This is a genomic window from Eikenella sp. HMSC061C02 (assembly GCF_001809035.1).
GTDB lineage: Bacteria > Pseudomonadota > Gammaproteobacteria > Burkholderiales > Neisseriaceae > Eikenella > Eikenella corrodens.
The window spans coordinates 1-24349 of sequence record NZ_KV795535.1 but is presented as its reverse complement, the minus strand read 5'-3'; the positions used below and the strand labels follow the sequence as shown (position 1 = coordinate 24349).

Genomic DNA, 24349 nt, shown 5'->3' with positions numbered 1-24349 from the left:
CCTACTTCCGCACCAGCCGCTCCGCCGCAGCACGGGCACGGATTTTGATTTCCTCTGTCAGATAATCCTTCATTTGTGCGTATACCAGCGTGACCACGGCAATGTCGTCGCTGAAGCCCAACGGGCCGAGCAGGTCGGGGATGCTGTCTATGGGGCTGACGAAATACACCAGCGCGCCCACGATAATCAGCTTGGCGCGTTTGGGCACGGCGGGCGATTGAAACAGGAAATACAGCGCATACAGCTGCTCCACCACCGGCCGCCCCAGCCGCAGCGCGAAACGGCGCAGTTTGCGCAAAAAGCCGTCCGGCTCAAAACGGCGACGGCGGAATTCCGGCACGAAATCTTCGGGGCGGACAGGGTTGTCTTGATTCATAGCAAACTCCTTGCGTTGGATAGGGCACAAATGGGCGCAGCAGCGGCAGGTTTCAAGTGGATTTATGTTCCGGGTGTCGGCTCGGAGCGATGCGTTTGCGGTTTACTACAAAAAATTTCAATATCCTCTAACGCATCTTCAGCCCTGCCCCGCAATTCGCTTACGGGCGAGTTTCGGAAAGACTCTAATAGCGCAACAATCCGCCTGTGGTCGCCCATATATCCGTGTAGCCTAGCCAAATGCCCGAAACAGGTTAAAGCCAGGCCGCTCACGGTCGGGTTGGTATTTTCGCTCAGTTTTACCAAATGGGCGGAAACCCAATCCACTTCTTCGCGATCGGCGTTAAAAACCATCTCTAAAATGGCATGGGTACATACCTCTGCATCAATAGAGAAGATTTTTTCCTCAATCTCGGCTTTGTTGAGCATCTTTTAATCTTCCGGCAATAGCAGCTGCGGGGTCATGGCGGCTTTCAGCTTGGCGTAGAGCCTGCCGCCTTCACCGCTTTTCACACCAAACCACCAAATACCGGATTTTTTCACCGTCCAATATTGTCTGGCCAGCCAGCCGCCGTTGAGCAGATAGCTGCAAAATTGCCCCAGCCAGGGCTGGTGCCCCACCAGTATCAAATAATCCGACCCTTTATGCGCGGCAATCAGCGCGGGCAGCTCTTCCACGTGGTTAATCGGATTAAGCTCGGATTTGACGGCATAGGGCAGGCCGAGCGCTTCGGCAGTTTGCTGACTGCGCAATGCTTGCGAAGCCCACACGTCTACTTGGTCGTTCAGATACGGCCGCAGCCACCGGGCAGCCGCATCGGCCTGCTGCCGGCCTTTGTCGGTGAGGCCGCGTTCCAAATCGGGTACGCCATCTTCAGCTTCGGCGTGCCGCCATAAAATCAGGTTCATCTTGCCTTCCTTATTCTCTGATACAATTCGCATCTTAATGCTTGGCAGCCTATGAGGCTACCTGAAAAGCATGGTTTCAATAACACAAACAAATGACAGCCTTTCCACACACCCTGCCGCCGCTGATTTGGCAGCCCGAACCGCCCGCCGTTTCCGCCGCCCTGCGCCGCCTGATACAGGCACCCTCGCTCACCCTGGACTTGCAGGCCACCGGCGCGGATTTCCGCGTTCAGGTAGCCTTTCAGGGCGAAAGGGCGCAACTGTGGTCGGGCGAAGAGCTGGCCGACAATGCGTTTCATGTGCGCCAGGTGTGGCTGCTGCTGAATGATACGCCGGTGGTGTGGGCGCGCAGCGTGTGCCGTTTAGCGGGCGCGTGGCCAAGCATCCTGGCTTGCGGCACGCAGCCTTTGGGCAAACGCCTGTTTGATGGCCGCCTGGCCGCCGAACGCAGCCCGCTCGCCTTCGCCGCCGTGCCGCCTGCGCAACAAGAACAAGCCGCCCAAGCCGTTTGCCTGCGCCGTTCGGTATTCGATTTGAACGGCGAAAAGATGGTGCTGACAGAAGGGTTTATGCCCGAGCTGGCGCGGTTTTTGGAGGAGTAGGGCGGTATTTTGCAGCAGACAGTATTTCAGGTAGCCTAAACCATCAGCTTCCACCCGGCTGTTTTATTGTGTAACACTCTTTTTCAGGTAGCCTTTGCCGCAGCCTCGAGGCTACCTGAAACCACACCCCGAGAACTCCCGTGCCTTTTCTTTCTTTCCTCCCCCCGAAGCAAGCCGAGCGTCTGGCCGTGTACCTGCAACTGATGCGCGCCGACAAGCCCATCGGCACGCTGCTTTTGCTGTGGCCCACGCTGTGGGCGCTGTGGATGGCTGCCGACGGGCTGCCCGATTTCGGCATTCTGTTTGCCTTCGTGCTAGGCACCTTTTTGATGCGCAGCGCCGGTTGTGTGATCAATGACTTTGCCGACCGCAATTTCGATGGCGCGGTGGCGCGCACCAAAAGCCGCCCGTTTGCCACCGGCAAAGTGAGCACGCGCGAGGCGCTGCTTTTGTTGTTGGTTTTGTGTGCCGCTGCCTGCCTGTGCCTGCTGCCATTGAATGCGCTCACCAAGCTGATGAGCTTGCCTGCGCTGTTTCTGGCCTTGAGCTATCCCTTTACCAAGCGCTTTTTCCCGCTGCCGCAGCTGTATTTGGGGCTGGCTTTTTCCTTCGGTATTCCGATGGCCTTTGCCGCCGTGCAAAACCATGTGCCGCCGCTGGCCTGGCTGCTGTTTGCCGCCAATGCCTGCTGGACGCTGGCCTACGACACCATCTACGCGATGGCCGATAAGGAAGACGACCTGAAAATCGGTATTCAAACCTCGGCCATCACTTTCGGCCGCCGCGATGCCGAAGCCGCCATGCTGTGCCACGCACTGTTCGTGCTGCTGATAGCCGCTGCCGGCTGCGCGATTCACGCCCGCTGGCCGTATTGGCTTGCGCTGGTGTACGCGGTGTGGCACCAATGCGGCCAATACCGTGCCATCCGCAGCCGCAACCGGGAAGCCTGTTTTAAGGTATTCTTATCCAACAACCGCATCGGCTGGGCTTTATGGCTCGGTTTGCTGGCGCATTACAGCGGCGGCTGATTAGGCTACCTGAAAGCTGGCCGCCGGGCACAAAATTGCCCTTCGGCGGCGGCACAGGTACAATCCTATCCTTAATGAATTTTTACGCAAGAGAAGTAACCATGAGCCTGATCGGCAATATCCTGCCCGTATCGCATATTGTGCTGGATTTGGAAGTGAGCAGCAAAAAACGCCTGTTTGAAGAAGCCGGCCTGCTGCTGGAAAGCGAATCCGGCCTGAGCCGCGCAGCTGTATTTGAATGCCTGTTTGCGCGCGAAAAGCTCGGCACCACCGCGCTGGGGCACGGCGTGGCCATCCCGCATGGCCGGCATGCCGAAGTGCAAGCGGCCACCGGCGCGTTTATCCGCTTGAAAGAAGCCGTGGATTTTGATGCGCCCGACAGTGAGCCGGTATCGCTGGTGTTTGTGCTGCTGGTGCCGGAAAATGCTTCCGGCGAGCATTTAGAAGTGCTATCTGCCTTGGCCATCAAGCTTTCAGATAAAGCCGTGCGCGAGCAGCTTTTGCTTGCCGAAAGCGCTGAAGCCGCCCACCGCATCCTCACCGCATAACCAACAGGACGCCCATGCCCAGCATCTCCGTGCGCAAGCTCTATCAAGACAACCAGGCCAAGTTGAGTTTGGCTTGGTCGGCCGGCACGGCGGGCGCAGACAACCGCATCAGCGTGGATGCCGACAAACCTGTGTTGGCGCTGGTGGGGCATTTGAATTTTATCCATCCCAACCAAGTGCAGGTGTTGGGCGTGGCCGAAGTGGCTTATTTAGATAAGATGGCCGCCGGGGAAGTGAAGGCGAGTCTGGACGAACTCTTCGATTTGAGCATCGCCCTGGTGATTGTGGCCAACGATCTGCCCGTGCCTTTCATGCTGCGCGATTATTGCCACACCCATAACGTGCCGCTGCTCACCTCCAAAACCGAAAGCCCGTTTTTGATGGACGTGCTGCGGATTTACCTGCAGCGCGTGCTGGCCGCCTCCACTGTGAAGCACGGCGTGTTTTTGGACGTGTTTGAAATCGGAGTGCTGCTGATGGGCGCGTCCGGCTTGGGCAAGAGTGAGTTGGCCTTGGAGCTGATTTCGCGCGGGCACGGCTTGGTGGCCGACGACGCGGTGGAACTCTACCGCACCGGTCCGGAAACGCTAGAAGGGCGCTGCCCGGCCGTATTGCGTGATTTTCTCGAAGTGCGCGGCCTGGGTGTGCTCAATATCCGTACCATTTTCGGCGAAACCGCCGTGCTGCCCTCCAAGCAGCTTAAACTCATCATCAACCTGACGCTGGCCGACGACAACTACATGAAAACGCTCGACCGCCTTTCCATCCAGAGCGAAACCGAAACCATCCTCAACGTGGCCGTACGCTCGGTTACGCTGCCGGTGGCCGTCGGCCGCAACCTCGCCGTGCTGGTGGAAGCAGCGGTGCGCAACTATATTCTGCAGGCGCGTGGCAAAGACAGTACCAAAGAATTTTTAGAACGCCATACCGCCATGCTGAGGGAAGACGAACGCAGCCATGAGGATAGTGCTGATTAGCGGGCTGACCGGCTCGGGAAAAACAGTTGCCTTAAAACTGCTCGGTGATATGGGCTTCACTTGCGTGGACAATATTCCGCCCGCGCTCCTGCCACAATTGGTGGCTCAATCTGCTGCCAGTAAAATCAGCAAGCTGGCCATCAGCCTCGATATCCGCCTGCCGTATCCCCAAGACACCATCCAAAACTGCCTGCGTGCCATCCGCCGCCAAGGCCACCCACTGCGCTTGTTGTTTCTTGATGCCGACACCGCTACCCTTATCCGCCGGCTTGACCGCCACGGCCGCCGCCATCCCCTCGCCGCCACCACCCTTACCTTGGCCGAAAGCATCGCCGCCGAGCGGCAAATGCTCCAACCGTGGCAGAGTTTCGCTTTTTGCATCAACAACTCCCACGACAGCATCGGCGATTTGAAATTCCGCATCCAGGAGTGGTTAGCTCTCAGCCACGGCGGTTTGCAGGTGGTGATCGAATCATTCGGCTTCAAATACGGCGCGCCGCTGGATTTGGATTTCCTCTTCGACACCCGTGCCTTGCCCAACCCGTATTACGATGAAAACTTGCGCGAACTCACCGGCCGAGACGAAGCTGTGCGCGCCTATTTCGCCCAATTTAAAATCGTGCAGCAGATGGTAGCCGACATCAGCGGCTACCTAAACCGCTGGCTATCCGAATATGCCCGCCAAACCCGCGTACACATGCTCGTGGTCGGCATCGGCTGCACCGGTGGTCAGCACCGCTCCGTATTCGTGGCCGAAGCCGTGGCCGAACGCCTGCGCGACTATCCCGTGTGGGTGCGCCACCGCCAGCTTCCTACCACCGCCGCCCACCGCGCGTGAGTGCCAAGCATATTTGCTTTGGTTGAAGTTTGAGTTTCAGGTAGCCCCAACACCACAGGCTACCTGAAAACGAGGCCTCCGCAGGAGGACGAGTTTCTGTGGAGCGGACCGAGACTTCCGAGGGAAGGTGAGTTTCTGCAGCGCTAAAAAGATCAGTTTCAACACCGCCAACCCGTATCCCCAATATTTTCAGGTAGCCTTTCCCTGCCAAAGGCTACCTGAAACCAATAGAAAGAAAACATCATGAGCATCCAATGGTTTCCCGGCCATATGCACAAAACCAAAAAAGCCCTCATCGAGCGGCTGAAAAGCACCGATATGGTCATCGAAATGCTGGATGCCCGCCTGCCCGCCTCCAGCCAAAACCCCCTGCTGGCCCAGCTCTCACGCGGCAAGCCCAAGCTCTATCTGCTCAACAAACAAGACCTTGCCGACCCCGAGCTCACCCGCGTGTGGCTGGCCGAACTGCAAAACCGGCCCAACACCAGCGCCTTGGCCCTTGATGCTTCCGAACGCCAGGCCGCCCAAAAAATCACCGCTGCCTGCCGCGCGCTGGTTCCTCATCGGCAAGGCATCGACCGTCCCCTGCGCGTGCTCATTTGCGGCATCCCCAACGTAGGCAAATCCACCCTGATCAACGGCATGATCGGCAAAAAATCCGCCAAAACCGGCAACGAACCCGGCATCACCAAAACCGAACAGCGCCTGCTGCTTGCCGACGACTTCTGGCTCTACGACACCCCCGGCATGCTGTGGCCGAAAATCATCGTCCCCCAAAGTGGCTACAACCTCGCTGCCAGCGGCGCAGTAGGCCGCAATGCGCTGGACGAAGAAACCGTCGCCCTCGAGCTGCTCAACTATCTGCGCCAGCACTACCTGCCCCAGCTGCAAGCGCGTTACCAAGCCGACCCGGAAGAGAGCCCAAGCTGGCAAGACACCGACTGGCTCGAATGGATCGGCCGCCGGCGCGGCGCCCTGCTTGGAGGTGGCCGCATCAACTACCAAAAAGCCGCCGAAAACACCCTCACCGATTTTCGCGACGGCCAAATCGGCCGCATCACCCTCGAAACCCCCGAGCAATGGCAAGCCTGGCTTGCTGCCGCCCGAGAAGAAGAAGCCCGCCTGCAAGCCAAACGTGCCGAGCGGCAGGCCGAACGGCGTAAGGGTAAATAGGCGATATATGCCAAAGGCTACCTGAAAGCATACAAGCTGCTTTTCAGGTAGCCTTTGTTTTCTTTGTTTATCGCTTTACCATGTTGCTACAGAATCTCAAACAACCTTGCCAATAATACATCCTGCAGCACCAGGCGCGTTTCGGGTTGTAGCAGCAGCTGCGCGAGCGGCAAATCAAGCTTTACACCTGAAACGGTTTGGCGCAGGCTGGATAGAGTCTTCATGCGATTCTTTTGTTCAAATAGGTCCGCCATATCGGGTTTGATGTGGAAATGCCAAAACGGCTCGGTCTTCATATGGTAAAGCGGCATACCGAATTTTTCCTGATGGTAGTCATTCGCTACCCACAGCTGCCATTGTTTCCGAAACACCATCTGCCATTCAATTAACAATTCGTCAGAAAATTTAATCTGCTCTGTTCTCAAGCTGCCTGAAGCATATAGAAGACACAGGCTGTACAGCAAAATAAATTTGTGCGGTGACTGATTTTGCGCATAAGTAAAACTGGTATGCAACCCTCGGAATTGTTCTGCATATTTCAACAAGACCGGTAAATCTATCATACCGAGCCCTCCTGAAAACCCCGAACCACCTCAGACGCATCCCAATCCAAAGCCCGACAGTATTCGATAAATTCAAATATATCCATCCGTCTGTCACCTGTTTCCACTTTTCCTACGAACGAATGCACCACATCCATCCGTTCCGCCAACGCACGTTGCGACAACCCCAAATCCAAGCGTCGTCGGATAAGGAGCTGTCGCAATTTCGTATGTTCCTTGGAATGAACCGACAGCCGGATGTTCTTCATTGCACCGATTTTAGGTACAATCACGAATGCACCTGTTTTCGGTGCAAATGAGAAAATGTATGAAAGTTATCCACATAAATACAGCCGATCCGTTTGAGGATATACGCCAAAACATCGCTGAAGAATATTTGAGCGAAACACAACACTACCCTTGGATTGTTACCTTTTCAGGCGGCAAGGACAGCACCCTTGTCGCCCATTTGGTGTTTGACATGCTGCTTTCGCTGCCGCCAATGCTGCGGACGCGGCAGGTGTTCTTCGTTTCCAACGACACGCTTGTGGAAAGCCCGCTAGTGGTGAAACACATGCGCCAATCTTTGGCGGAAATCCTGCGCGCCGCCGAAATTTTCAGGCTGCCTGTCAGCGGAGAAATCACCGTGCCGAAATTGCAGGACACGTTTTGGACGCTACTCATCGGCAAAGGCTACCCCACGCCCAACCGCTCGATGCGCTGGTGTACCGACCGCCTCAAAATCCAACCAACCAGCGGCTACATCCTGCAAAAGGTGAACGAAAACGGCAAAGCTATCATCGTGCTGGGCGTGCGCAAAGACGAATCCGCCACCCGCAAGGCCAGTATCGAAAGCCACAAGAATCTGGAAAACAGCAACCTGACCCCGCACGGCGATTTGAAGAACGCGCTGGTGTACCGACCGATTGCCGATTTGAGTACCGACGACGTGTGGGAATTCCTTGCGGCCAACGACCCGCCCTGGGGCGGCACGCACAACGGTTTAATCAAGCTCTACCGCGAAGCCGCCGGCGGCGAATGTCCGATTGTGCTGTCGCAGGAAGAAGCCCCCGGTTGCGGCACCAATTCCAGCCGCTTCGGCTGCTGGACATGCACGGTGGTCAATAAGGACAGAAGCCTGCAGGGCTTTGTGGACGCGGGGAAAAACCACTTTGTTGGAAGCGGTTTACCTGTGCCTGTATGACGCGGATGCGGTCAGCCATTTGCAGCGGGCCGGCTTGAACAGCAAAGATGTCAATTACCCGAATTTCCTGCAGGCTGCCCTGCATCACAAAGCAGCGCCGCAATACGGCCGATACCGCATCGAGCTGGAAATTGAAATCCGCCAACGGCGGCAAGGTAAGATTTGCGGCCTGAAAATCCGCCGGAAATGGCATTTCAATGAGAAAAGGCAATTTGAACGCGAAAGCACTGAAACGCGGGCAGACGTGCTGGTTGACGACCGCTACCTGCCTGTCGATTTAGCCGAATTGGACAAATATCTCAACACTTACGCCCTGCCGTTCGATTATGCGCCGTTTTTCTTTTTCGACGGCGAAAAAATCGTGCAGGCTGCAGAACGCAGCGGCACGGGTATGTGGCTCAATACCGCCCTGAAAGGCCTGTTGGGCGTAACCCTGCTGACGCGGCTTGCAGACAGCCTTGGCGATTACCGCAAACGCTGCATTTCCGAAAACGCGGGCAAAAAGATGCAGGAAGATTTGGACAAAGCCGAAAGCGCATTGACTTCTGCCCAAGTGCAATATGATGTATTCCGTGAAGAATGGGAAAAAGTACAACAGGAATGGGCGCATTGGGATGCGGAAAGAAGCAGGCTGCAACAGCAGATCGGCGGCGGCAGCGACATCCGCACTTCGCAGGATTTGCTGATGCAGCGGGAACGGCTGGAGAAGGAAATGGACGATTTCAATGCGAAGGTCAAGGCGGCGGTTAAAGCCATGCCGCTGGCCTTCCTGCCTTCAGACGGCCTGAACGCGCTAAAAATCAAACTCGAACGAGAAGCCAACCGCCTGCACCATGAAGCCGGCAGGGAGCAGATTGCGGGACGGGTAAACGATTTTTGGAGCGCGTTTGTCGGCAGCGGCAAAGTCAAAGAAGTATTGGGGCGTTCGGCTTGCGCCATTTTGGAAGACCCGCTGATGAAGGAAGCTGTAGCCGAATGCTGGAACGAATTATTTTACCCGTTGCCTGAAAATTGCGCCGAAACTATCGAGCACAACTATCTCTCGAAAAACGCCCATGCTGAAATCCAAAACGAAATCAGCCGCATACAGGGTATGCCACAAGGAAGGATAGGCAGCCTGCTGGCCGATATCGAACAGCGGCGGAGCGAACAAAAACAAGTCTTGGAAGAATTGGAGCTGCTCAAAGGCAGCAACAAAGACGAACTGGTGGAACAGCTCAAACAGGCGAACAAGCAGGCCGATATACTGAAAGAACGTTCGGGCAGCCTGAAAAGCAACGTGTTGGAAAAAGAAAAAGAATGCCGGCGCAAAAAGGATGAAGTCAGCAAACTGCAAGACAAAATCAGCGACAGCAACCCGCTGATGGTGAAGTCGCGCCGTGGGGGACAGGTAGAAAAAGTTATTGCCGCATTGACCGATGCTCTAATGCGGCAAAAGGCGGGTGAAATCGGTGAAACCGCCACCCGCATCAACCGCACCATTGCACACGATGACCGCATCCACAAAATCAGCATCGAAGCCGACGGAAGGATGGGGCTTTACGGCCGCGACGGCAGGGAAGCGCAGGTCGATTTGTCGGCCGGACAAATGCAAATTCTGATTATGTCGCTGGTGTCGGCATTGGCGGAAGTTACCCACTATCCTGCCCCCTTTGTCATCGATACCCCTTTGGCACGTTTGGATGAGGGCCACCGAGAAGGTTTGTTCAAGCATTGGAGTGGGCTGGAACAGCAGGTGATTTTGTTGTCGCAGGACACCGAAATCACCCCCGAAGTGTACCGCCGTCTCGACCCGCATATCGGCCGCACCTATCTGGTGGAAGCCGAATCGCTGGACAGCGCGGGCGCATGTTCACGTGTAACTGCCGATGTTTATTTCGAATAATTAAAGGAACAATACATGTATCTGCTGCCAGACAACCGCCAGTGGGATTCCGACTATTTCCATACCCTGATTAGCGACAAACACATTATTTCCAGCAGCGAAGCCAAAGCCATACGCGAAAAACTCACCCACGCAGGTGCGTTGCCGCATCTGGACAACAACTACGAGTGGGCGGTACTCTGTATCGGCTATTGCTTTGCCAAAGGCTGGGCTCGCCAGCCGGAAAATTTGACTGCCGCCCCCGATACCAAAGGCATCGACATCCCTTCTTTCCAAACCTGCTTTCAAGACCATTCGCGGCTTTGGCTTGCCCTGTTGAGCGAAACCCTGTTCCACATCAGGCAAGGGAAACCGGCGGGAAAAGATGATTTGTACAAACTAATTGCCGACCTGTGGCATACCGGCGCGCTTGGTTTGCATGCGTTTTGGGAACGTTGCAGACAATTCAAACCCGATGACGATTTGGCACAACGGCAGGCCTTTTTGAACGAATTGGCCGAATTGGCCATTAAAAACAGCAGCGGACGGCACAGCATGGGGAAAAATTCTTTTTCAGACGGCCTTCATGCAGAAAATGTCGGGACACTCAATGCAGCCTGCACCAAACTCAAAACCGCACTGGACAAAACAGTCGGAAAAGGCGGTACGATACAGCCCGAATACGGCGGCGTGCGCTACGACTGCCTGCGCGTACAGTTCGACCGCTATGTGGATTTGGAAAAATACCACAGCCAAATCTGCTCCGAATTGGGCATCGGGGATGACGAAATGCGCTGCGGACGCATACGCGGCGAAGCCAACACTTGGCACATCAACATCCTGCGTTCACAAGATACCTGGCGGCAATATGGACAAGATGAGTTTCAGACTGCCTTGCAGCAATACCGTGCATCGGCACGGCGATTCAAACTGCCAGTGTGTATCGGCTTGGACGAACGCGGCGAACCCGTGTTTCAAGATTTCGCCACCGCGCCGCATGTGATGGTGGGTGGGGAAACGGGGGCGGGGAAATCGGTACTAGTGCGCTCGATGCTGGCTTCCCTGTTCGAACTCGCCCCGCAGGATGAAACGGAAATCGCTGTGTGTTATTGCAAAGTTTCTGCGGATTTTGCCGCCTTCAAAGACCGTCCGAATTTATGGCAGGGGCACATAGTCAGCGATGCGGAAGAAGCTGCTGAAATATTGTCGTCTTTTGCTGATGAGATGGATAAACGATACCGTCTGATGGACGAATATGGTGCGAAGGATATTGCAGAAGTCCCGCAGCCCGCCCGCCCGAAATATATTGTTATCGTGATTGACGAACTGGCCGACCTTATCGATGTCAGCAGCGAGGCAGAAGGGCATTTGGTGCGGCTGGCACAAAAAGCGCGTTCCGCAGGAATGTATCTGCTGTTAGCAACGCAACGCCCCGATGCGAAAACACTCAGCGGCCGCCTGCGCGACAACCTGCCGACCAAAATCGCGCTGAAAACAGGCAAACGCCAGTCTTCAGAGATTATCTTGGGCGAGCGAGGCGCCGAAAACTTAACGGCCAAAGGCGACCATCTGGTGAAATGGAATAACGGCGCAGCACAGTTTTTACATGGATATAATGTGTAGTTAAAGAGATATTAAGAGGCTACCTGAAAGCATACGAACTGCTTTTCAGGTAGCCTTTGTTTTGCTGTGCCAAGGGTTATTTCACCAGCTTCAGGCCTTTGTGTTTGCCGGCGGGTTTGCTGTCTTTGCCGCTGTTGCCCGCTTCGGGTTGGGGCGGGGTGCCGGGTTCGTAGGGCGTGATGTCGAAATTCATGCCTTCGCCGGTTTCGCGGGCATAGATGGCGCCGATGTGGCCGACCGGAATCCAAATATCGTGCGCCACACCACCGAAACGGGCGGTGAAGCTGACCCAGTCGTTATCGATGTTCAGGCCGGCGCAGGCGGTGGCGCCGATATTGAGGATGATTTGGTTGTCTTTCACAAACTGCATGGGCACGCGGGTATGCTCGTTTACCCATACTTGGATGTAGGGCGTGTGGCCTTGGTTGCTGCACCATTCGTGCAAAGCGCGGATGAGGTAGGGTTTGAGGGTGGGATTCATGGGTAAGATTCCTGTGGGGCGAAAGGCTACCTGAAAAACATATCGCTAGAATACTTTTCTTCTTAGCACGTTGGCTGGCCGCCTGGAATGAAAAATCATGCTTTCAGCTAAAAGCCGCTTGTTTAGACAACGCGGAAGCGGTTTCCAAACAAACGGCCTATATGCTTAGCGGCGCATGGCTTTTTCGGCGGCGGTGAGCGCGGCGATAAAGGATTCGCGTTGGAAAATGCGCTCGGCGTATTTCAGGATGGGCGCGGCGGATTTGCCCAGTTTGATGCCGTAGTGGTCGAGCCGCCACAGCAGGGGGGCGATGGCCACGTCGATCATGGAGAAGTCGTCGCCCAGCACGTATTTGTTTTTGGAGAAGGCGGGGGCGAGTAGGGTAAGGCCTTGGCTGATGGCTTCGCGCGCTTTAGACTGCTCTTTGGCCGATGTATCGGGGCTTTCGAGTTTTTGCACGTGGCTGAACAGTTCTTTTTCCATGCGGAACAAGACCAGGCGGCCGCGACCGCGCATCACGGGGTCGCCAGGCATAAGCTGCGGATGGGGGAAGCGTTCGTCGATGTATTCGTTGATGATGTTGGACTCAAACAAGATAAGGTCGCGCTCAACCAATACGGGAACTTGGTTGTAGGGGTTCATCACGGAGAGGTCTTCGGGTTTGTTGAAGATATCTACATCTTTGATTTCGAAATCCATGCCTTTTTCGTATAGCACGAAGCGGCAGCGGTGGCTGAAGGGGCAGGTAATGCCTGAGTATAAAACCATCATAACTGTATTCTCCCTAAACGGTGTCGCCGGCTTGGCAAGACTGCCGGCGTATGCCAGCCGCGTATTATAGCCTGTCGGTGGTTTTATGGCTAGAAAATAGGTGTAACTTAATGATGTTTATATGATTAATTTAAATTTGAGATGGAATGAAAGGCTACCTGAAAAGCAAGTAATGTTTCAGGTAGCCTTTGTTGCCGGATGCGGTGTGTCAGCGCTGCATCATATCTTCAAATCCGGCATTGTTCCGTTTGGCACAAGCTTGGCGGGCCTGTTCGATTTCTTGCAGTTGGCGGGCATTGTTTGCAATGCTGGCAGAATTAACTATGGTTTGCGGGATGGGCAGGTAGTTGGTTCTGTATTCGCCGCTGAAGCCTTGCAGCGGGAAAGCGGTTAGCTGCCGGATGTCGGCAGCAAGCTCCTTCAAGCTGGTTCTGCTGTTGTTGCAGTGGAAGTCATGTACCGTGCAATGGCAAGAGGAGACTTCTTGGTTGGTGATATCGTAAGGTATCCTATTTTTCCAGGCAATTTGCGGCACCTGGCCGGCCGTGTGCACGGTACTGCCGCTGCTTGCGTTGTTGTAGATAACCAGTTCCGGGGCACGGCCTTGGATGTCCCATTGCACGGCATTAGAACTACTTAGAATCAGGATGTATGGGGTGTTGCCGGTCGGCGTCTGCAGGATGAGGCTGTTATTCCTGTTGCTGCTCTCATTTACACTGACTGCATAGGCCACAGTTTGTGCTGGCAGCTGTCTGGCGGTCACGGCGGCAGGTAGATCGGAGCTATCCATCTCTTCGATTACCGGGGCAACAGTAAGCTGGAAGCCGGTAGTGTGCCAATTATTGATGTACTCTACTTCGAGCAGGTAGTCGCCAGGCTCGAGCCATACCATTTGGTTTTCACTTGAGTTTTCTGATTCAGCAATGATGTGGCGATTCAGCATCACGCGCATTTTTGCCCAGCTGATGTCTGCCGAAATGCGGTAGCTCCCGCGTTGCGGAACATGCAGCCGGCCAGCCCAGTAGGCGCCAAAGTCTTCAGACGGAATCTTGAGGAATTGGTCGAAAGGATAGTTGATGGCAATGCTGTTTACCGTTTCGCGGCCAATGACCTGTTTAGGCTGGTTGGTGTTGATATACCAGGCAAAATAGCCTTGCGAAGGCGTAGACTTCTGCGGATTGAAGGTATCTCCCCAGCTATGATCGGCAAGTGGATAGCTGCCAAGCGCAGCAGGTTGCTGCTTGTCGTCTTGAGGTGGAACGGGTGGTTCGGTTTCCAAGGGCGGGATAGCAGCGATGGGTTCCGGTTCTTTTCCTAAGCTGATACCAGAGGCATCGAGGGTGGTAATAGGAGGATTGTTTTCTTGAGCATGCCCGCCGGATGATGCCCGCAGATCAGGAAAGGCAAACCACAAACCCATACCTAGGGCGGCAAAAATCAGAATAGGCAGTAATATCTGTGTAGCCGGAGGTTTTTCGTTTGTTTTCATCGCGCAATTCCTGGGATAAAGGGAATGGGCAGTTGGGGCTGACTGATTCAGTTGAATGGAAAGTAGCCTAAATATCCAGCTCGGCTTTGTCGCCTTCGGCTTCCATCCAGCTGCGGCGCTGGGCGGATTCGCCCTTGCCCATGAGCTTCACAAATACGTTGTGGGTGGGCTCGCTGCTGTGTTCAGGGATATGCACGCGCAGCAGGCGGCGGGTGTCGGGGTGCATGGTGGTGTCTTTGAGCTGGTCGGGATTCATTTCACCCAGGCCTTTGAAGCGGCTGATGGAGTATTGGTTTTCGCGCAGGCCTTCTTTGCGCAGTTTTTCCAGAATGCCTTCGAGCTCGACTTGGTCGAGGGCGTAGAATTTGCGCGCGGTTTTTTTTCTGCCTTGGGCGGCCACGTCCACACGGAACAGCGGCGGCTGGGCAACGTAGATGTGGCCGCGGCGGATGAGCTCGGGGAAGTGGCGGTAGAAGAGAGTGAGCAGCAACACTTGAATGTGCGAGCCGTCGACGTCGGCATCGGAGAGGATGGCGATTTTGCCGTAGCGCAGGCCGGAGAGGTCGGGGTTGTCGCCTTCGCCGTGCGGGTCTACGCCGATGGCCACGGAAATGTCGTGGATTTCGGTGTTGGCGAAGAGTTGGTCGCGGTGCACTTCGAAGCTGTTGAGCACTTTGCCGCGCAGGGGCAGGATGGCTTGGGTGTTGCGGTCGCGGGCAAGTTTGGCGGAGCCGCCGGCGGAATCACCTTCCACAAGGAAAAGCTCGTTTTCGCGGATGTCTTCGCTTTCGCAGTCGGTGAGCTTGCCGGGCAGCACGGAAATGCCGCTGCCTTTGCGTTTTTCGATTTTCTTCACCGAACGCATGCGCTCTTGGGCTTGTTTGATGGCGAGCTCGGCAATTTTCTTGCCGGCTTCGAGGTTTTGGTTGAGCCACAGTTCGACGGGGTCGCCGGCGAGGGCGGCCACGAGTTTGAGTGCGTCGCGGTTGGTGAGTTTGTCTTTGGTTTGGCCTTGGAATTGCGGGTCGAGCATGCGCACGGAAAGCACAAAGGCGACGCGGTTGAATACGTCGTCGCTTTGGATTTTCACGCCGCGCGGCAAGAGGTTGTGGTGGGTGATGAAGTTGGATACGGCGTTGAACAGGGCTTGTTTGAGCCCGGCTTCGTGGGTACCGCCGGCGGGGGTGGGGATGAGGTTGACATAGCTTTCGGTGGTGATGCGGCCTTCTTCCAGCCAGGTGAGCGCGCAGGATACGCCTTCGCCGTCGGCAAAATCGCCGTGGTGGCTACCTGAAACATGGTTTTGCAGCGTAAGCAGGGGCAGGGTGTTTTCCTGCCCGGCCAGCAGGGTTTTCAGGTAGCCTTCCAGGCCGTCGGGGTAGTGCCAGGTTTGGGTTTCGGGCAGGCCGTTGTGCCATCGGGTGAGGGAAACGGTTACGCCGGGCAGCAGCACGGCTTTGGCCCGCAGCAGGCGTTCGATTTCGGCGATGTCGTAGTTGGGGCTTTCGAAGTAGCGGGCATCGGGCCAGATGCGTAGGGTGGTGCCGCTGTCTTTGGCGGGGCATTTGCCGGTTTCGACCAAGGGCTCGACCACGTCGCCGCCGGCAAAGGCGATGCGGTATTCGCGCCCTTCGCGGCGCACGGCCACTTCGAGGCGGCGGGAGAGGGCGTTGGTTACGGATACGCCCACGCCGTGCAGGCCGCCGGAGAAGGCATAAGCGCCATCGCCGCTGGTTTTGTTGAATTTGCCGCCGGCATGCAGACGGGTGAACACCAGCTCGACCACGGGCACGTTTTCTTCTGGATGCAGACCCACGGGAATGCCGCGCCCGTTGTCGGATACGGAAAGCGAGCCGTCTTCGTGGATTACCACATCGATGCGGCTGGCGAAGCCGCCCAGCGCTTCGTCGGCAGCGTTGTCGATGGCTTCCTGGCAGATGTGGGTGGGGCTGTCGGTACGGGTGTACATGCCGGGTCGTTCTTTCACCGGCTCCAGGCCTTTGAGGACTTTGATGCTGCTTTCTGAGTATTGCTTGGTCATGGGTGTGTTCACGTTTTAAATCCGGCCTATTTTAGCATATTAGGATTGGCGATTTATGGCTATCCAAGCTGTGCCGGGCCTACAAGAAACAGGCTACCTGAAAACGAGTGGAACAAAATTTCAGGTAGCCTGTGTTGGGAATGGGGCTGGGCTTTAGCCTGCCTCAACATCTTGCTGCAAGGCGGCGAGCAGTTCGGCCTGGCTGCACACGGCGGTGCCGAGTTTGGCTACCACCACACCGGCGGCGGCATTGGCGATGTGCATGGCTTGGCGCAAATCCAGTTTGGCGGCTAGGCCGAGGCCCACGGTGGCGATAACGGTATCACCCGCGCCGGATACGTCGAACACTTCCTGCGCGCGGGTGGGCTGGTGGCTGATGTGGTCGGGCTCATACAGGCTCATGCCTTCTTCGCTGCGGGTGAGCAGGATGGCGTTTAATTGCAGGTGGCGGCGCAGGGCTTCGGCTTTTTCAGTGAGATCGGCTTCATTTTCCCACGAGCCGACCACTTGGCGCAGTTCGTTGCGGTTGGGGGTGATTAGGCTGGCACCGGCATATTTTTCGTAGTCGTCGCCTTTGGGATCGATCAGCACGGGTTTATTGTGATCGCGGGCGAAATCAATCATATCGGCTACCTGAAACAGGCAGCCTTTGCGGTAGTCGGAAAGGATAACCGCATCGTAGTCCGGTAGCAGGCTGCGGAAACGGCGGTTGAGCCGATCCAGCACGTCTTGGCTGGGCTTCTCTTCAAAATCAATGCGCAAAAGCTGCTGGTTACGCGACAGCACACGCAGTTTGACGGTGGTGTCGATGGTTTCATCGCGTTCTAAAAAGGTTTGTACGCCATTGCTTTGAACGATTTTTTCCAGTTCGTTGGCAGCCTCGTCTTGGCCAACCACCGACAACAGGGCTGCCTGCCCACCCAGGGCCGCGATGTTGCGCGCCACGTTGCCGGCGCCGCCGGCACGCTGATCCATACGTTCGATTTTGGCCACAGGCACAGGGGCTTCGGGGGAAATACGCTCCACTTCGCCAAACCAGTAGCGGTCGAGCATGGTGTCACCCACCACCAGCACACGGGCGGATTGGAGGAGCGAAATTAGGTTGGCAGGCAATGTTGGCATAATGGCTAACCTCTTAATGAATGGGGTGGGCAGGCTACCTGAAAATCATGATCTATGTTGGGCAGGCTGCAAAATGAACTCAGCAGCGGCCTGCACGTGGATTTCCGTGGTGTCGAACAGCGGCGCGGCAGTATCTTCGGGGCGCACCAGCAGGCCGATTTCGGTGCAGCCGAGGATGATGCCCTGTGCGCCTTGGGCGGCCAGCCGTTCGATGGTTTGCACATAGAAACGGCGGCTGTTTTCGGTAAAGTTGCCCACGCAGAGCTCTTCGAAAATGATGCGGTGGATTTCGGCCTGTGCGCCTTCATCCGGCACGATGGCTTGGATGCCGCGTTCGGCCAGACCCTCGCGGTAGAACGCGTCCTGCATGGTAAAGCGTGTGCCGAGCAGGCCGACGGTGCGGATGCCTTGTGTGCGGATGCGTTCGGCCACGCTGTCTAAAATATGCAGGAAGGGCACGCCGATGGCGGCCTGTATCGGGGCGGCAACTTTGTGCATGGTGTTGGTGGCCAGAAGGACGGCGTCTGCGCCGGCCTGCTCCAGAGTACGGGCGGCTTGGGCGAGGATTTCGCCGGCTTTGTGCCAATCGCCGCGCTGCTGGCAATCCACGATTTCTTGAAATTCCACGCTGGCGAGCAGGATGGGCGCACTGTGGTTGCCGCCTTTTTGCCGGGTGATGAGGCGGTTGATTTGAGTGTAGTAGGCGGCGGTACTTTCGGGCGACATGCCGCCGATGATGCCGAGTGTGTTCATGCGGTCTTTCTTTCGGATGGGTTTCAGGTAGCCTGTGGGCAGTACGGGCTACCTGAAAATGCAATCCGGCAGCGTTAAAACTTATTCGCCCATCGCGGCCAGGAGTTCGGCCTGGTGTTCGGCAATCAGGGCGTTGGTGATTTCTTCCATATCGCCGTCCATCACGAAGTCGAGCTTATGCAGGGTGAGGTTGATGCGGTGGTCGGTAACGCGGCCTTGCGGGTAGTTGTAGGTGCGGATGCGTTCGCTGCGGTCGCCGCTGCCGATGAGGGATTTGCGTTCGGCGGCTTCTTTGGCCTGGGCTTCGCGCTTTTGTTTGTCGTTCAGGCGGGCGGCGAGCACCTTCATGGCTTGGGCTTTGTTGGCGTGCTGGCTGCGGCCGTCTTGGCATTCCACCACCATGCCGGTGGGCAGGTGGGTGATGCGGATGGCGGAGTCGGTTTTGTTGATGTGTTGGCCGCCGGCGCCGGATGCGCGGAAGGTGTCGATGCGCAGTTCGGCGGGGTTGAGCTGGATTTCTTCGAGCTCGTCGGCTTCGGGCATCACGGCCACGGTGCAGGCGGAGGTGTGGATGCGGCCTTGGCTTTCGGTGGCGGGCACGCGCTGCACACGGTGACCGCCACTTTCAAATTTGAGTCGGCCGTAGGCGCCGATGCCGGCGATGCGGGCGATGACTTCTTTGTAGCCGCCCAAATCGCTTTCGTTGGCGGAAACGATTTCGACCTGCCAGCGGTTGCGCTCGGCATAGCGGGTGTACATGCGCAGCAAATCGGCGGCAAACAGGGCGGCTTCATCGCCGCCGGTGCCGGCTCGGACTTCGAGGAAAATATTTTTGCCGTCGTCTTCGTCTTTGGGCAGCAAAAGTTTTTGCAGCTCGGTATCCAGCGTTTCGATTTTGGCTTTGGCGGCCTCGATTTCTTCGGCAGCGAAGTCTTTCATTTCGGGGTCGGCAAGCATGTCTTCGGCGTCGGCAAGGTCGCTTTCGGCTTGGCGGTATTGGCGGTAGGCTTCTACCACGGGGGTGAGCTCGGCATGCTCTTGGTTGAGCTGGCGGAAGCGGTTGATGTCGGCAGTGGCCTCGGGGGTGCTGAGCAGGGCGGTTACTTCTTCGAGCCGATCGGAGAGGGATTGGAGTTTGTCTAGAACGGAGGGTTTCATGTGGGCTCTTTCAAACAATTTTCAGGTAGCCTCAAGCGATAGAGGCTACCTGAAAAGGATTATAGCAAATGCGGCTGGGTTTGCCGCCGTGCCTACATGCGGCTGAGTTCGCGCTGCAGGGCTTGGATGTTTTGCTGGCGGTCGAGCACGTCGCTTTGCAGGCTGCTCACGCGGGCTTGGTGCGCTTGGTAGGCTGCGCCGTCGCCTTTGGGCATGGTGCGGCTTTCGGTGAGCGCTCTTTGCGCGGTGGCCAGGGCACGGCGTTCGTTGGCAAGCTCTTGCTCGAGAATCATGCGGCGGCCGCTATTGGTGCGGCCTGATGGGGCGGCTGCAGCCACGGGCTGCGGGGTGGGCGCACGATATACGGCGGCTTGCTGGCTGCCGGCGGCAGCGGCGCGCTGCGGAGCGGGTGCGGCGGCAACGGGCGCAGGCGTGGGGCGCGGCCGGGCGGCACTATAGCGGCCGATAGTGGGCAGGTCGGCACGTTGGCAGCCGGGGCCTGGTTTGCTGCTGTAGCTGCCGTTACCGCAGGAATAAACGGGGCCGGCGGCTGCGCTGAGGCAGCTTAGGGCGAAAATGGTAAGTAGCGTAGTTTTCTGCATTTTATTTTCCCTTTTCTAACGATTGCTGGCTGGAAAATTCCTGTTCGACGGCTTGATACACGGCTTCAAGTTGTTCTTGCAGGGCGAGCCAGTCTTCTTCTATTTGTGCTAATTGTACTTTGACTTCGGCTGTTTTGGCTAAGTATTGGTGCAATTTGGCTTTATTGTGTTCCTTATATGCTTCTTCATCGGCGAGAAAGGCTTCGCATTCGGCTTGCTCGGTGCTGAGTTTGGCCATGAGCTGTTCGGCTTTCTCGATTTTCTGCTGAATGGGTTTGCCGCGCTGGGCGCGTTGCTGGCGAATTTGCGCGGCGAGGCGTTTTTCGTCTTTGCGGTTTTGTCCGGCAGCAGAAGGAGGTGGGGCGGTTTCTGGGTTGCTTTGGGCCAGACGCAGGCGGCGGTAGTCGTTGAGGTCGCCTTCGAAAGTTTTCAGGTAGCCTTGGTCGATGAGGAGGAAGCTGTCGGTAGTGGCTTCGAGCAGGCTGCGGTCGTGAGAAACGACGATGAGCGCGCCTTGGAAACTTTGCAGGGCCACGGTGAGGGCGTGGCGCATATCGAGGTCGAGGTGGTTGGTGGGTTCGTCGAGCAGGAGCAGGTTGGGCTGCTGCCACACGATAACGGCCAGCGCGAGGCGGGCTTTTTCGCCGCCGGAAAAGCCGGTGATGGGCTGGATGGCCATGTCGCCGGCGAAGTCGAAGCCGCCGAGGAAGTTGCGGATGTCTTGCTCTTTGGCCTCGGGGTTGAGGCGCTGGATGTGCCAGAGCGGGCTTTGGTCGGCGCGCAGGGTGTCGAGCTGGTGTTGGGCGAAGTAGCCGATTTTCAGTTTGTCGGTGCGGATGATTTGGCCGCTTTGGGGCTCGAGGCTACCTGAAAGGGCTTTGATGAAGGTGGATTTGCCGCTGCCGTTGACGCCGAGCAGGCCGAGGCGGGCGCCGCTCTCGAGCGAGAGGGTGATTTGGTGCAGGACGGTGTGGCCGCCGTAGCCGAGATCGACTTGTTCGAGCTTGAGCAGGGGGTTGGGCAGGTGTTCGGGCGGGGGAAAGGAGAAGCTGAAGCTGCTGTCGAGGTGGGCAGGGGCGACGAGCTCGAGTTTGGCCAGGGCTTTTACGCGGCTTTGGGCTTGTTTGGCCTTGGTGGCTTTGGCTTTGAAGCGGTCGATAAAGGATTGGAGGTGTTGGATGTGCGCCTGCTGTTTAACGTAGGCGGCCTGTTGGTTGGCAAGGCGTTGGGCGCGTTGCTGCTGGTAGAAGTCGTAGTTGCCGCTGTAGCTGTGCAGCTGGCGTTGGGCGAGCTCGATGGTGTGGTTGGTGGCGGCGTTGAGGAAGTCGCGGTCGTGAGAGATGATGATTTGGGTGCAGGGCAGGGCGGCGAGGTGGCTTTCCAGCCACAACACGGTTTCGAGGTCGAGGTGGTTGGTGGGTTCGTCGAGCAGGAGCAGGTCGGCGCGGCACATGAGGGCTTGGGCAAGGTTGAGGCGCATGCGCCAGCCGCCGGAAAAGGCTTTAACGGGGCGGCTGTGTTCAGATTGGCTAAACCCAAGCCCGTTTAATAGCTTGGCTGCGCGAGCAGGAGCGCTGTAGGCGTCGATTTCTTCAAGCTTGGCGTGGCATTCGGCAATGGCGTGCCCGTCGTTTTGCGCTTCGGCCTGCTTGAGGGCTACCTGAAAAGTTTGCAGCTCGGCATCGCCTTGCAACACGTAATCCAGTGCGCTGATTTCCAGAGCGGGGGTTTCTTGTGCCACGGCGGCGAGTTTCCAATGCGGGGGCAGGCGGATGTCGCCGGCATCGGCACCGATTTCGCCTTTAATCAGGGCAAACAGGCTGGATTTGCCGCTGCCGTTTTTGCCGATGAGGCCGACCCGGCGGCCGGGGGTGATGCGGGCGGAGGCTTGTTCGAGCAGGACTTTATTGCCGCGTTGCAGGGTGAGGCGGTTGATTTCTATCATATTGTTTGATATGTGGGAATCTGAATTTTTTAGATGAAGAGGCTACCTGAAAAATATTTTTCAGGTAGCCTTTGCTATGTGGGTCGGCTAACGGTGTAATTCCAACGCTAAAAACAGCTTGCTGTTGCCGCGCTGGATGAGTAGGGCGACGGTGCGGTCGGCATGGTTGAGGGCTTGGTTGAAGCTGTTTTCGTCGCTCACGGTGGTGCGGTTTACCATTAGGATGATGTCACCACGCCGCAGACCAGCCTGTTGGGCGGCACCTTCAACCTGCAAAACCAAGAGGCCTTGCCCTTGGCTGCGCAGTTGCAGGCCGGTAGGCTCGGAGGTGAAGCCGCTGCCGTTATCGGCATTGGTACCGCTGCCAGATTGGTTGCCGGCATCGGTACTGCCGGTGTTGCTAGAACCGAGGGTGACTTGGACTTCTTCGCGTTTGCCGTTGCGCCAAATGCCGAGGGTGAGCTGGGTGCCAGGCGGCATCATGCCGACAAGCACGGGCAAGTCGCTGGAAGCTTTCACGTTTTCGCCATTCACGCTTTGCACGATGTCGCCGGGCTGGAGGCCGGCTTTGTCGGCGGGTCCGCCAGGAGTTACCTGCGAAATCAGCGCGCCGTTGGCGGCTTGGAGGCCGAAAGATTTGGCTAAGTCGTAGTTTACTTCTTGAATGACCACGCCGATGCGGCCGCGCTCAACTTTGCCGTTGCGGCGCAGCTGGTCGGCTACATTCATGGCCACATCGATGGGGATGGCGAAGGAGATGCCCATAAAGCCGCCGGATTGGCTGTAGATTTGGGAGTTTACGCCCACCACTTGCCCGCGCAGGTTAAACAGCGGGCCGCCGGAATTGCCGGGGTTGATGGCCACGTCGGTTTGGATGAAAGGGGTATAGTTTTCATTTGGCAGGCTGCGGCCTTTGGCGGAAACGATGCCGGCGGTTACGCTGTTGTCGAAGCCGAAAGGTGCGCCGATGGCGGCTACCCATTCGCCTACGCGCAGGGTTTTGGGGTCGCCGATTTTGACGGTGGGCAGGCCTTGCGCGTCGATTTTTAAGAGGGCGATGTCGGTTTGGGTATCGGAGCCGACTAGGCGGGCGGTGTATTCGCGGCGGTTGTTGAGCACGACTTTGATGCTGTTCATGCCGCTGAGGACGTGGGTGTTGGTGAGGATGTAGCCGTCGGAGCTAATGAGGAAGCCGGAGCCGAAATTATATTCGTCGTCGCCGGGCTCGATTAAATCGGATTGGCTGGGCTGCAGGCGTTTGAAAAATTCCGAGAAGGGATCGTTTTCAGGCAGCTGGTCGATATCGTTTTCGCCACTAGCCAAGGTGGTGTTTTCATTGGTACGGCTGGCTTGAATATTAACCACGGCGCCGCCTTCCTGTTCGACCAGTTTGGTGAAATCGGGCAGCAGCATATCGGTACCGCCTGCGGGCGCGCTCACGGTGCGGACAAACTCAGAATTGCCGGCTGGGGCTTCTTCTTTGCCGCAGCCGCCTAAGAGCAGCAGGGCGAGCAGAAGGGGAAGGATGGAGCGGGTGGTATTTGGCATGGTGGCAATAATATTGTATCGGCAGGCAAGGGAAGCATTGTATAACTAAAGCATTTATTTAGCTATGCCGGGCTGGGTGGCTCTTGCTTTGGCGGGGTGTATTGGGAGTGTGTGGTTGTAGCAGGCTAAAAACTTGCTATATCAGGCTGTGATCTTGTTGAGATGTGTTTTCAGGTAGCCTTTGCCGAAGCAGACTGGGATATTTGAAAGCACAAAAAGACAGGCGATTACCTGTCTTTTTACATAAGCGGCTACTTAGGCCGGCTGGATATTAGAGGCTTGTTTGCCTTTCGGGCCGGTGGTTACTTCAAAAGAAACTTTCTGGCCTTCTTTCAGGGTCTTGAAGCCATTCATGTTGATGGCTGAGAAGTGGGCAAACAAATCTTCGCCGCCTTCATCGGGAGTGATGAAACCAAAGCCTTTAGCATCGTTAAACCATTTAACAGTACCAGTTGCCATACAATACATCCTATCTAAAAAACAAAATATCGGAAAAAAGCAGGGTTGGCAAAGCAGGAAAACGACTGTGTTGGGTAAAACGGTTTGTTCAGCTGCCGAGCCGGAGCAATTTATCCGGCCTGCCGCGCTTGCGTGAGTAAGTTTCGCGCAGCTGGAATTAACAGTCAAGTAATGTTTGAATAATAACGTTAAAAATCGCAAAAAAAAGACAGAAATCTGAGCGTTTGCCCTTATTTTGTATTTCACCGTGTGGTTGAATATAATTGGGGCTGACGTAGATTAGCCCTAAATTCCACA

At 56.5% G+C, this 24349-nt stretch carries 24 protein-coding genes and 1 pseudogene; 9 read left to right on the top strand and 16 right to left on the bottom strand.

What is annotated here, in order from left to right; all coding sequences use genetic code 11:
• Position 1: 1 nt before the first annotated feature.
• From HMPREF2541_RS02535 to HMPREF2541_RS02525, 3 genes are all read right to left on the bottom strand, one after another.
• Entirely contained in the window at positions 2-376 is a 375-nt protein-coding gene (locus tag HMPREF2541_RS02535) for a YkvA family protein (protein WP_003822232.1), read from the bottom strand.
• A 62-nt stretch (positions 377-438) separates the two neighbouring features.
• Positions 439-804 (bottom strand): hypothetical protein, encoded by a 366-nt coding sequence (locus HMPREF2541_RS02530; RefSeq protein ID WP_049258430.1) that lies wholly within the window; start codon positions 802-804, stop codon positions 439-441.
• A 3-nt stretch (positions 805-807) separates the two neighbouring features.
• Complete coding sequence (locus HMPREF2541_RS02525) at positions 808-1284, bottom strand: SixA phosphatase family protein (protein WP_064087672.1); 477 nt, start codon at positions 1282-1284, stop codon at positions 808-810.
• A gap of 92 nt (positions 1285-1376) precedes the next feature.
• On the opposite strand from HMPREF2541_RS02525, the gene HMPREF2541_RS02520 reads away from it, so the two are divergent.
• From HMPREF2541_RS02520 to ylqF, 6 genes are all read left to right on the top strand, one after another.
• Entirely contained in the window at positions 1377-1886 is a 510-nt protein-coding gene (locus HMPREF2541_RS02520) for a chorismate--pyruvate lyase family protein (protein ID WP_049258432.1), read from the top strand.
• 203 nt (positions 1887-2089) lie between these two features.
• Positions 2090-2914, top strand: coding sequence for a 4-hydroxybenzoate octaprenyltransferase (gene ubiA / locus HMPREF2541_RS02515; protein WP_231105388.1), 825 nt, complete (start codon positions 2090-2092; stop codon positions 2912-2914).
• Positions 2915-3015: 101 nt separating this feature from the next.
• On the top strand, positions 3016-3462 hold the full coding sequence (gene ptsN / locus HMPREF2541_RS02510) for a PTS IIA-like nitrogen regulatory protein PtsN (RefSeq protein ID WP_070541579.1): 447 nt from the start codon (positions 3016-3018) through the stop codon (positions 3460-3462).
• A 14-nt stretch (positions 3463-3476) separates the two neighbouring features.
• Positions 3477-4439 (top strand): HPr(Ser) kinase/phosphatase, encoded by a 963-nt coding sequence (gene hprK, locus HMPREF2541_RS02505; RefSeq protein WP_003822238.1) that lies wholly within the window; start codon positions 3477-3479, stop codon positions 4437-4439.
• On the top strand, positions 4420-5277 hold the full coding sequence (gene rapZ / locus HMPREF2541_RS02500; protein WP_070541576.1) for an RNase adapter RapZ: 858 nt from the start codon (positions 4420-4422) through the stop codon (positions 5275-5277). The genes hprK and rapZ overlap by 20 nt, the downstream gene beginning before the upstream one ends.
• A 243-nt stretch (positions 5278-5520) precedes the next feature.
• The gene (ylqF, locus tag HMPREF2541_RS02495) at positions 5521-6450 is read left to right on the top strand and encodes a ribosome biogenesis GTPase YlqF (RefSeq protein WP_049258437.1); all 930 of its coding nucleotides are present in this window, start codon (positions 5521-5523) and stop codon (positions 6448-6450) included.
• An 86-nt stretch (positions 6451-6536) separates the two neighbouring features.
• Here ylqF and HMPREF2541_RS02490 read toward each other — a convergent pair whose 3' ends face one another.
• Entirely contained in the window at positions 6537-7013 is a 477-nt protein-coding gene (locus HMPREF2541_RS02490) for a hypothetical protein (protein ID WP_083296754.1), read from the bottom strand.
• Positions 7010-7261, bottom strand: a complete 252-nt coding sequence (locus HMPREF2541_RS02485) for a helix-turn-helix domain-containing protein (RefSeq protein WP_049258438.1) — start codon at positions 7259-7261, stop codon at positions 7010-7012. The genes HMPREF2541_RS02490 and HMPREF2541_RS02485 overlap by 4 nt, the downstream gene beginning before the upstream one ends.
• Positions 7262-7320: 59 nt before the next feature.
• On the opposite strand from HMPREF2541_RS02485, the pseudogene dndC reads away from it, so the two are divergent.
• The 3 genes and pseudogenes from dndC to HMPREF2541_RS02470 form a co-directional block, all read left to right on the top strand.
• Positions 7321-8166 (top strand): annotated as a pseudogene (gene dndC, locus HMPREF2541_RS02480) (DNA phosphorothioation system sulfurtransferase DndC); the annotation flags it as partial.
• Positions 8165-10081 carry a DNA sulfur modification protein DndD gene (locus HMPREF2541_RS02475; protein ID WP_246824966.1) on the top strand — a complete coding sequence of 639 codons (1917 nt, stop codon included), beginning with the start codon at positions 8165-8167 and terminating at the stop codon, positions 10079-10081. The pseudogene dndC and the gene HMPREF2541_RS02475, both read left to right, overlap by 2 nt.
• A gap of 15 nt (positions 10082-10096) precedes the next feature.
• On the top strand, positions 10097-11683 hold the full coding sequence (locus tag HMPREF2541_RS02470) for an FtsK/SpoIIIE domain-containing protein (RefSeq protein WP_070541573.1): 1587 nt from the start codon (positions 10097-10099) through the stop codon (positions 11681-11683).
• A 76-nt stretch (positions 11684-11759) separates the two neighbouring features.
• Here the strand turns inward: HMPREF2541_RS02470 and HMPREF2541_RS02465 are convergent, their stop codons facing one another.
• The 11 genes from HMPREF2541_RS02465 to HMPREF2541_RS02415 all read right to left on the bottom strand — a co-directional run bounded on the left by HMPREF2541_RS02465 (position 11760) and on the right by HMPREF2541_RS02415 (position 24052).
• Entirely contained in the window at positions 11760-12164 is a 405-nt protein-coding gene (locus HMPREF2541_RS02465; RefSeq protein WP_070541570.1) for a ClpXP protease specificity-enhancing factor, read from the bottom strand.
• Between the two features lie 165 nt (positions 12165-12329).
• Complete coding sequence (locus HMPREF2541_RS02460) at positions 12330-12935, bottom strand: glutathione S-transferase N-terminal domain-containing protein (protein WP_049258443.1); 606 nt, start codon at positions 12933-12935, stop codon at positions 12330-12332.
• 208 nt (positions 12936-13143) lie between these two features.
• Positions 13144-14424, bottom strand: a complete 1281-nt coding sequence (locus HMPREF2541_RS02455) for a hypothetical protein (RefSeq protein WP_070541567.1) — start codon at positions 14422-14424, stop codon at positions 13144-13146.
• A 67-nt stretch (positions 14425-14491) separates the two neighbouring features.
• Positions 14492-16465 carry a DNA topoisomerase IV subunit B gene (locus HMPREF2541_RS02450; protein ID WP_049258445.1) on the bottom strand — a complete coding sequence of 658 codons (1974 nt, stop codon included), beginning with the start codon at positions 16463-16465 and terminating at the stop codon, positions 14492-14494.
• 153 nt (positions 16466-16618) lie between these two features.
• Positions 16619-17587 carry a D-glycero-beta-D-manno-heptose-7-phosphate kinase gene (gene rfaE1, locus HMPREF2541_RS02445; RefSeq protein WP_053093151.1) on the bottom strand — a complete coding sequence of 323 codons (969 nt, stop codon included), beginning with the start codon at positions 17585-17587 and terminating at the stop codon, positions 16619-16621.
• A 45-nt stretch (positions 17588-17632) separates the two neighbouring features.
• Entirely contained in the window at positions 17633-18340 is a 708-nt protein-coding gene (locus tag HMPREF2541_RS02440) for an aspartate/glutamate racemase family protein (protein WP_049258446.1), read from the bottom strand.
• Positions 18341-18421: 81 nt separating this feature from the next.
• Entirely contained in the window at positions 18422-19498 is a 1077-nt protein-coding gene (prfA, locus tag HMPREF2541_RS02435; protein ID WP_070541564.1) for a peptide chain release factor 1, read from the bottom strand.
• A 92-nt stretch (positions 19499-19590) separates the two neighbouring features.
• Positions 19591-20100, bottom strand: a complete 510-nt coding sequence (locus HMPREF2541_RS02430; protein ID WP_049258449.1) for a hypothetical protein — start codon at positions 20098-20100, stop codon at positions 19591-19593.
• A 1-nt stretch (position 20101) separates the two neighbouring features.
• A complete protein-coding gene (locus HMPREF2541_RS02425) occupies positions 20102-22045 on the bottom strand; it encodes an ATP-binding cassette domain-containing protein (protein ID WP_070541561.1) in 1944 nt (647 codons plus the stop codon).
• An 87-nt stretch (positions 22046-22132) separates the two neighbouring features.
• Positions 22133-23593 carry a DegQ family serine endoprotease gene (locus HMPREF2541_RS02420; protein WP_070541558.1) on the bottom strand — a complete coding sequence of 487 codons (1461 nt, stop codon included), beginning with the start codon at positions 23591-23593 and terminating at the stop codon, positions 22133-22135.
• Between the two features lie 255 nt (positions 23594-23848).
• Positions 23849-24052, bottom strand: coding sequence for a cold-shock protein (locus tag HMPREF2541_RS02415; RefSeq protein WP_003822547.1), 204 nt, complete (start codon positions 24050-24052; stop codon positions 23849-23851).
• Between the last annotated feature and the right edge of the window lie 297 nt (positions 24053-24349).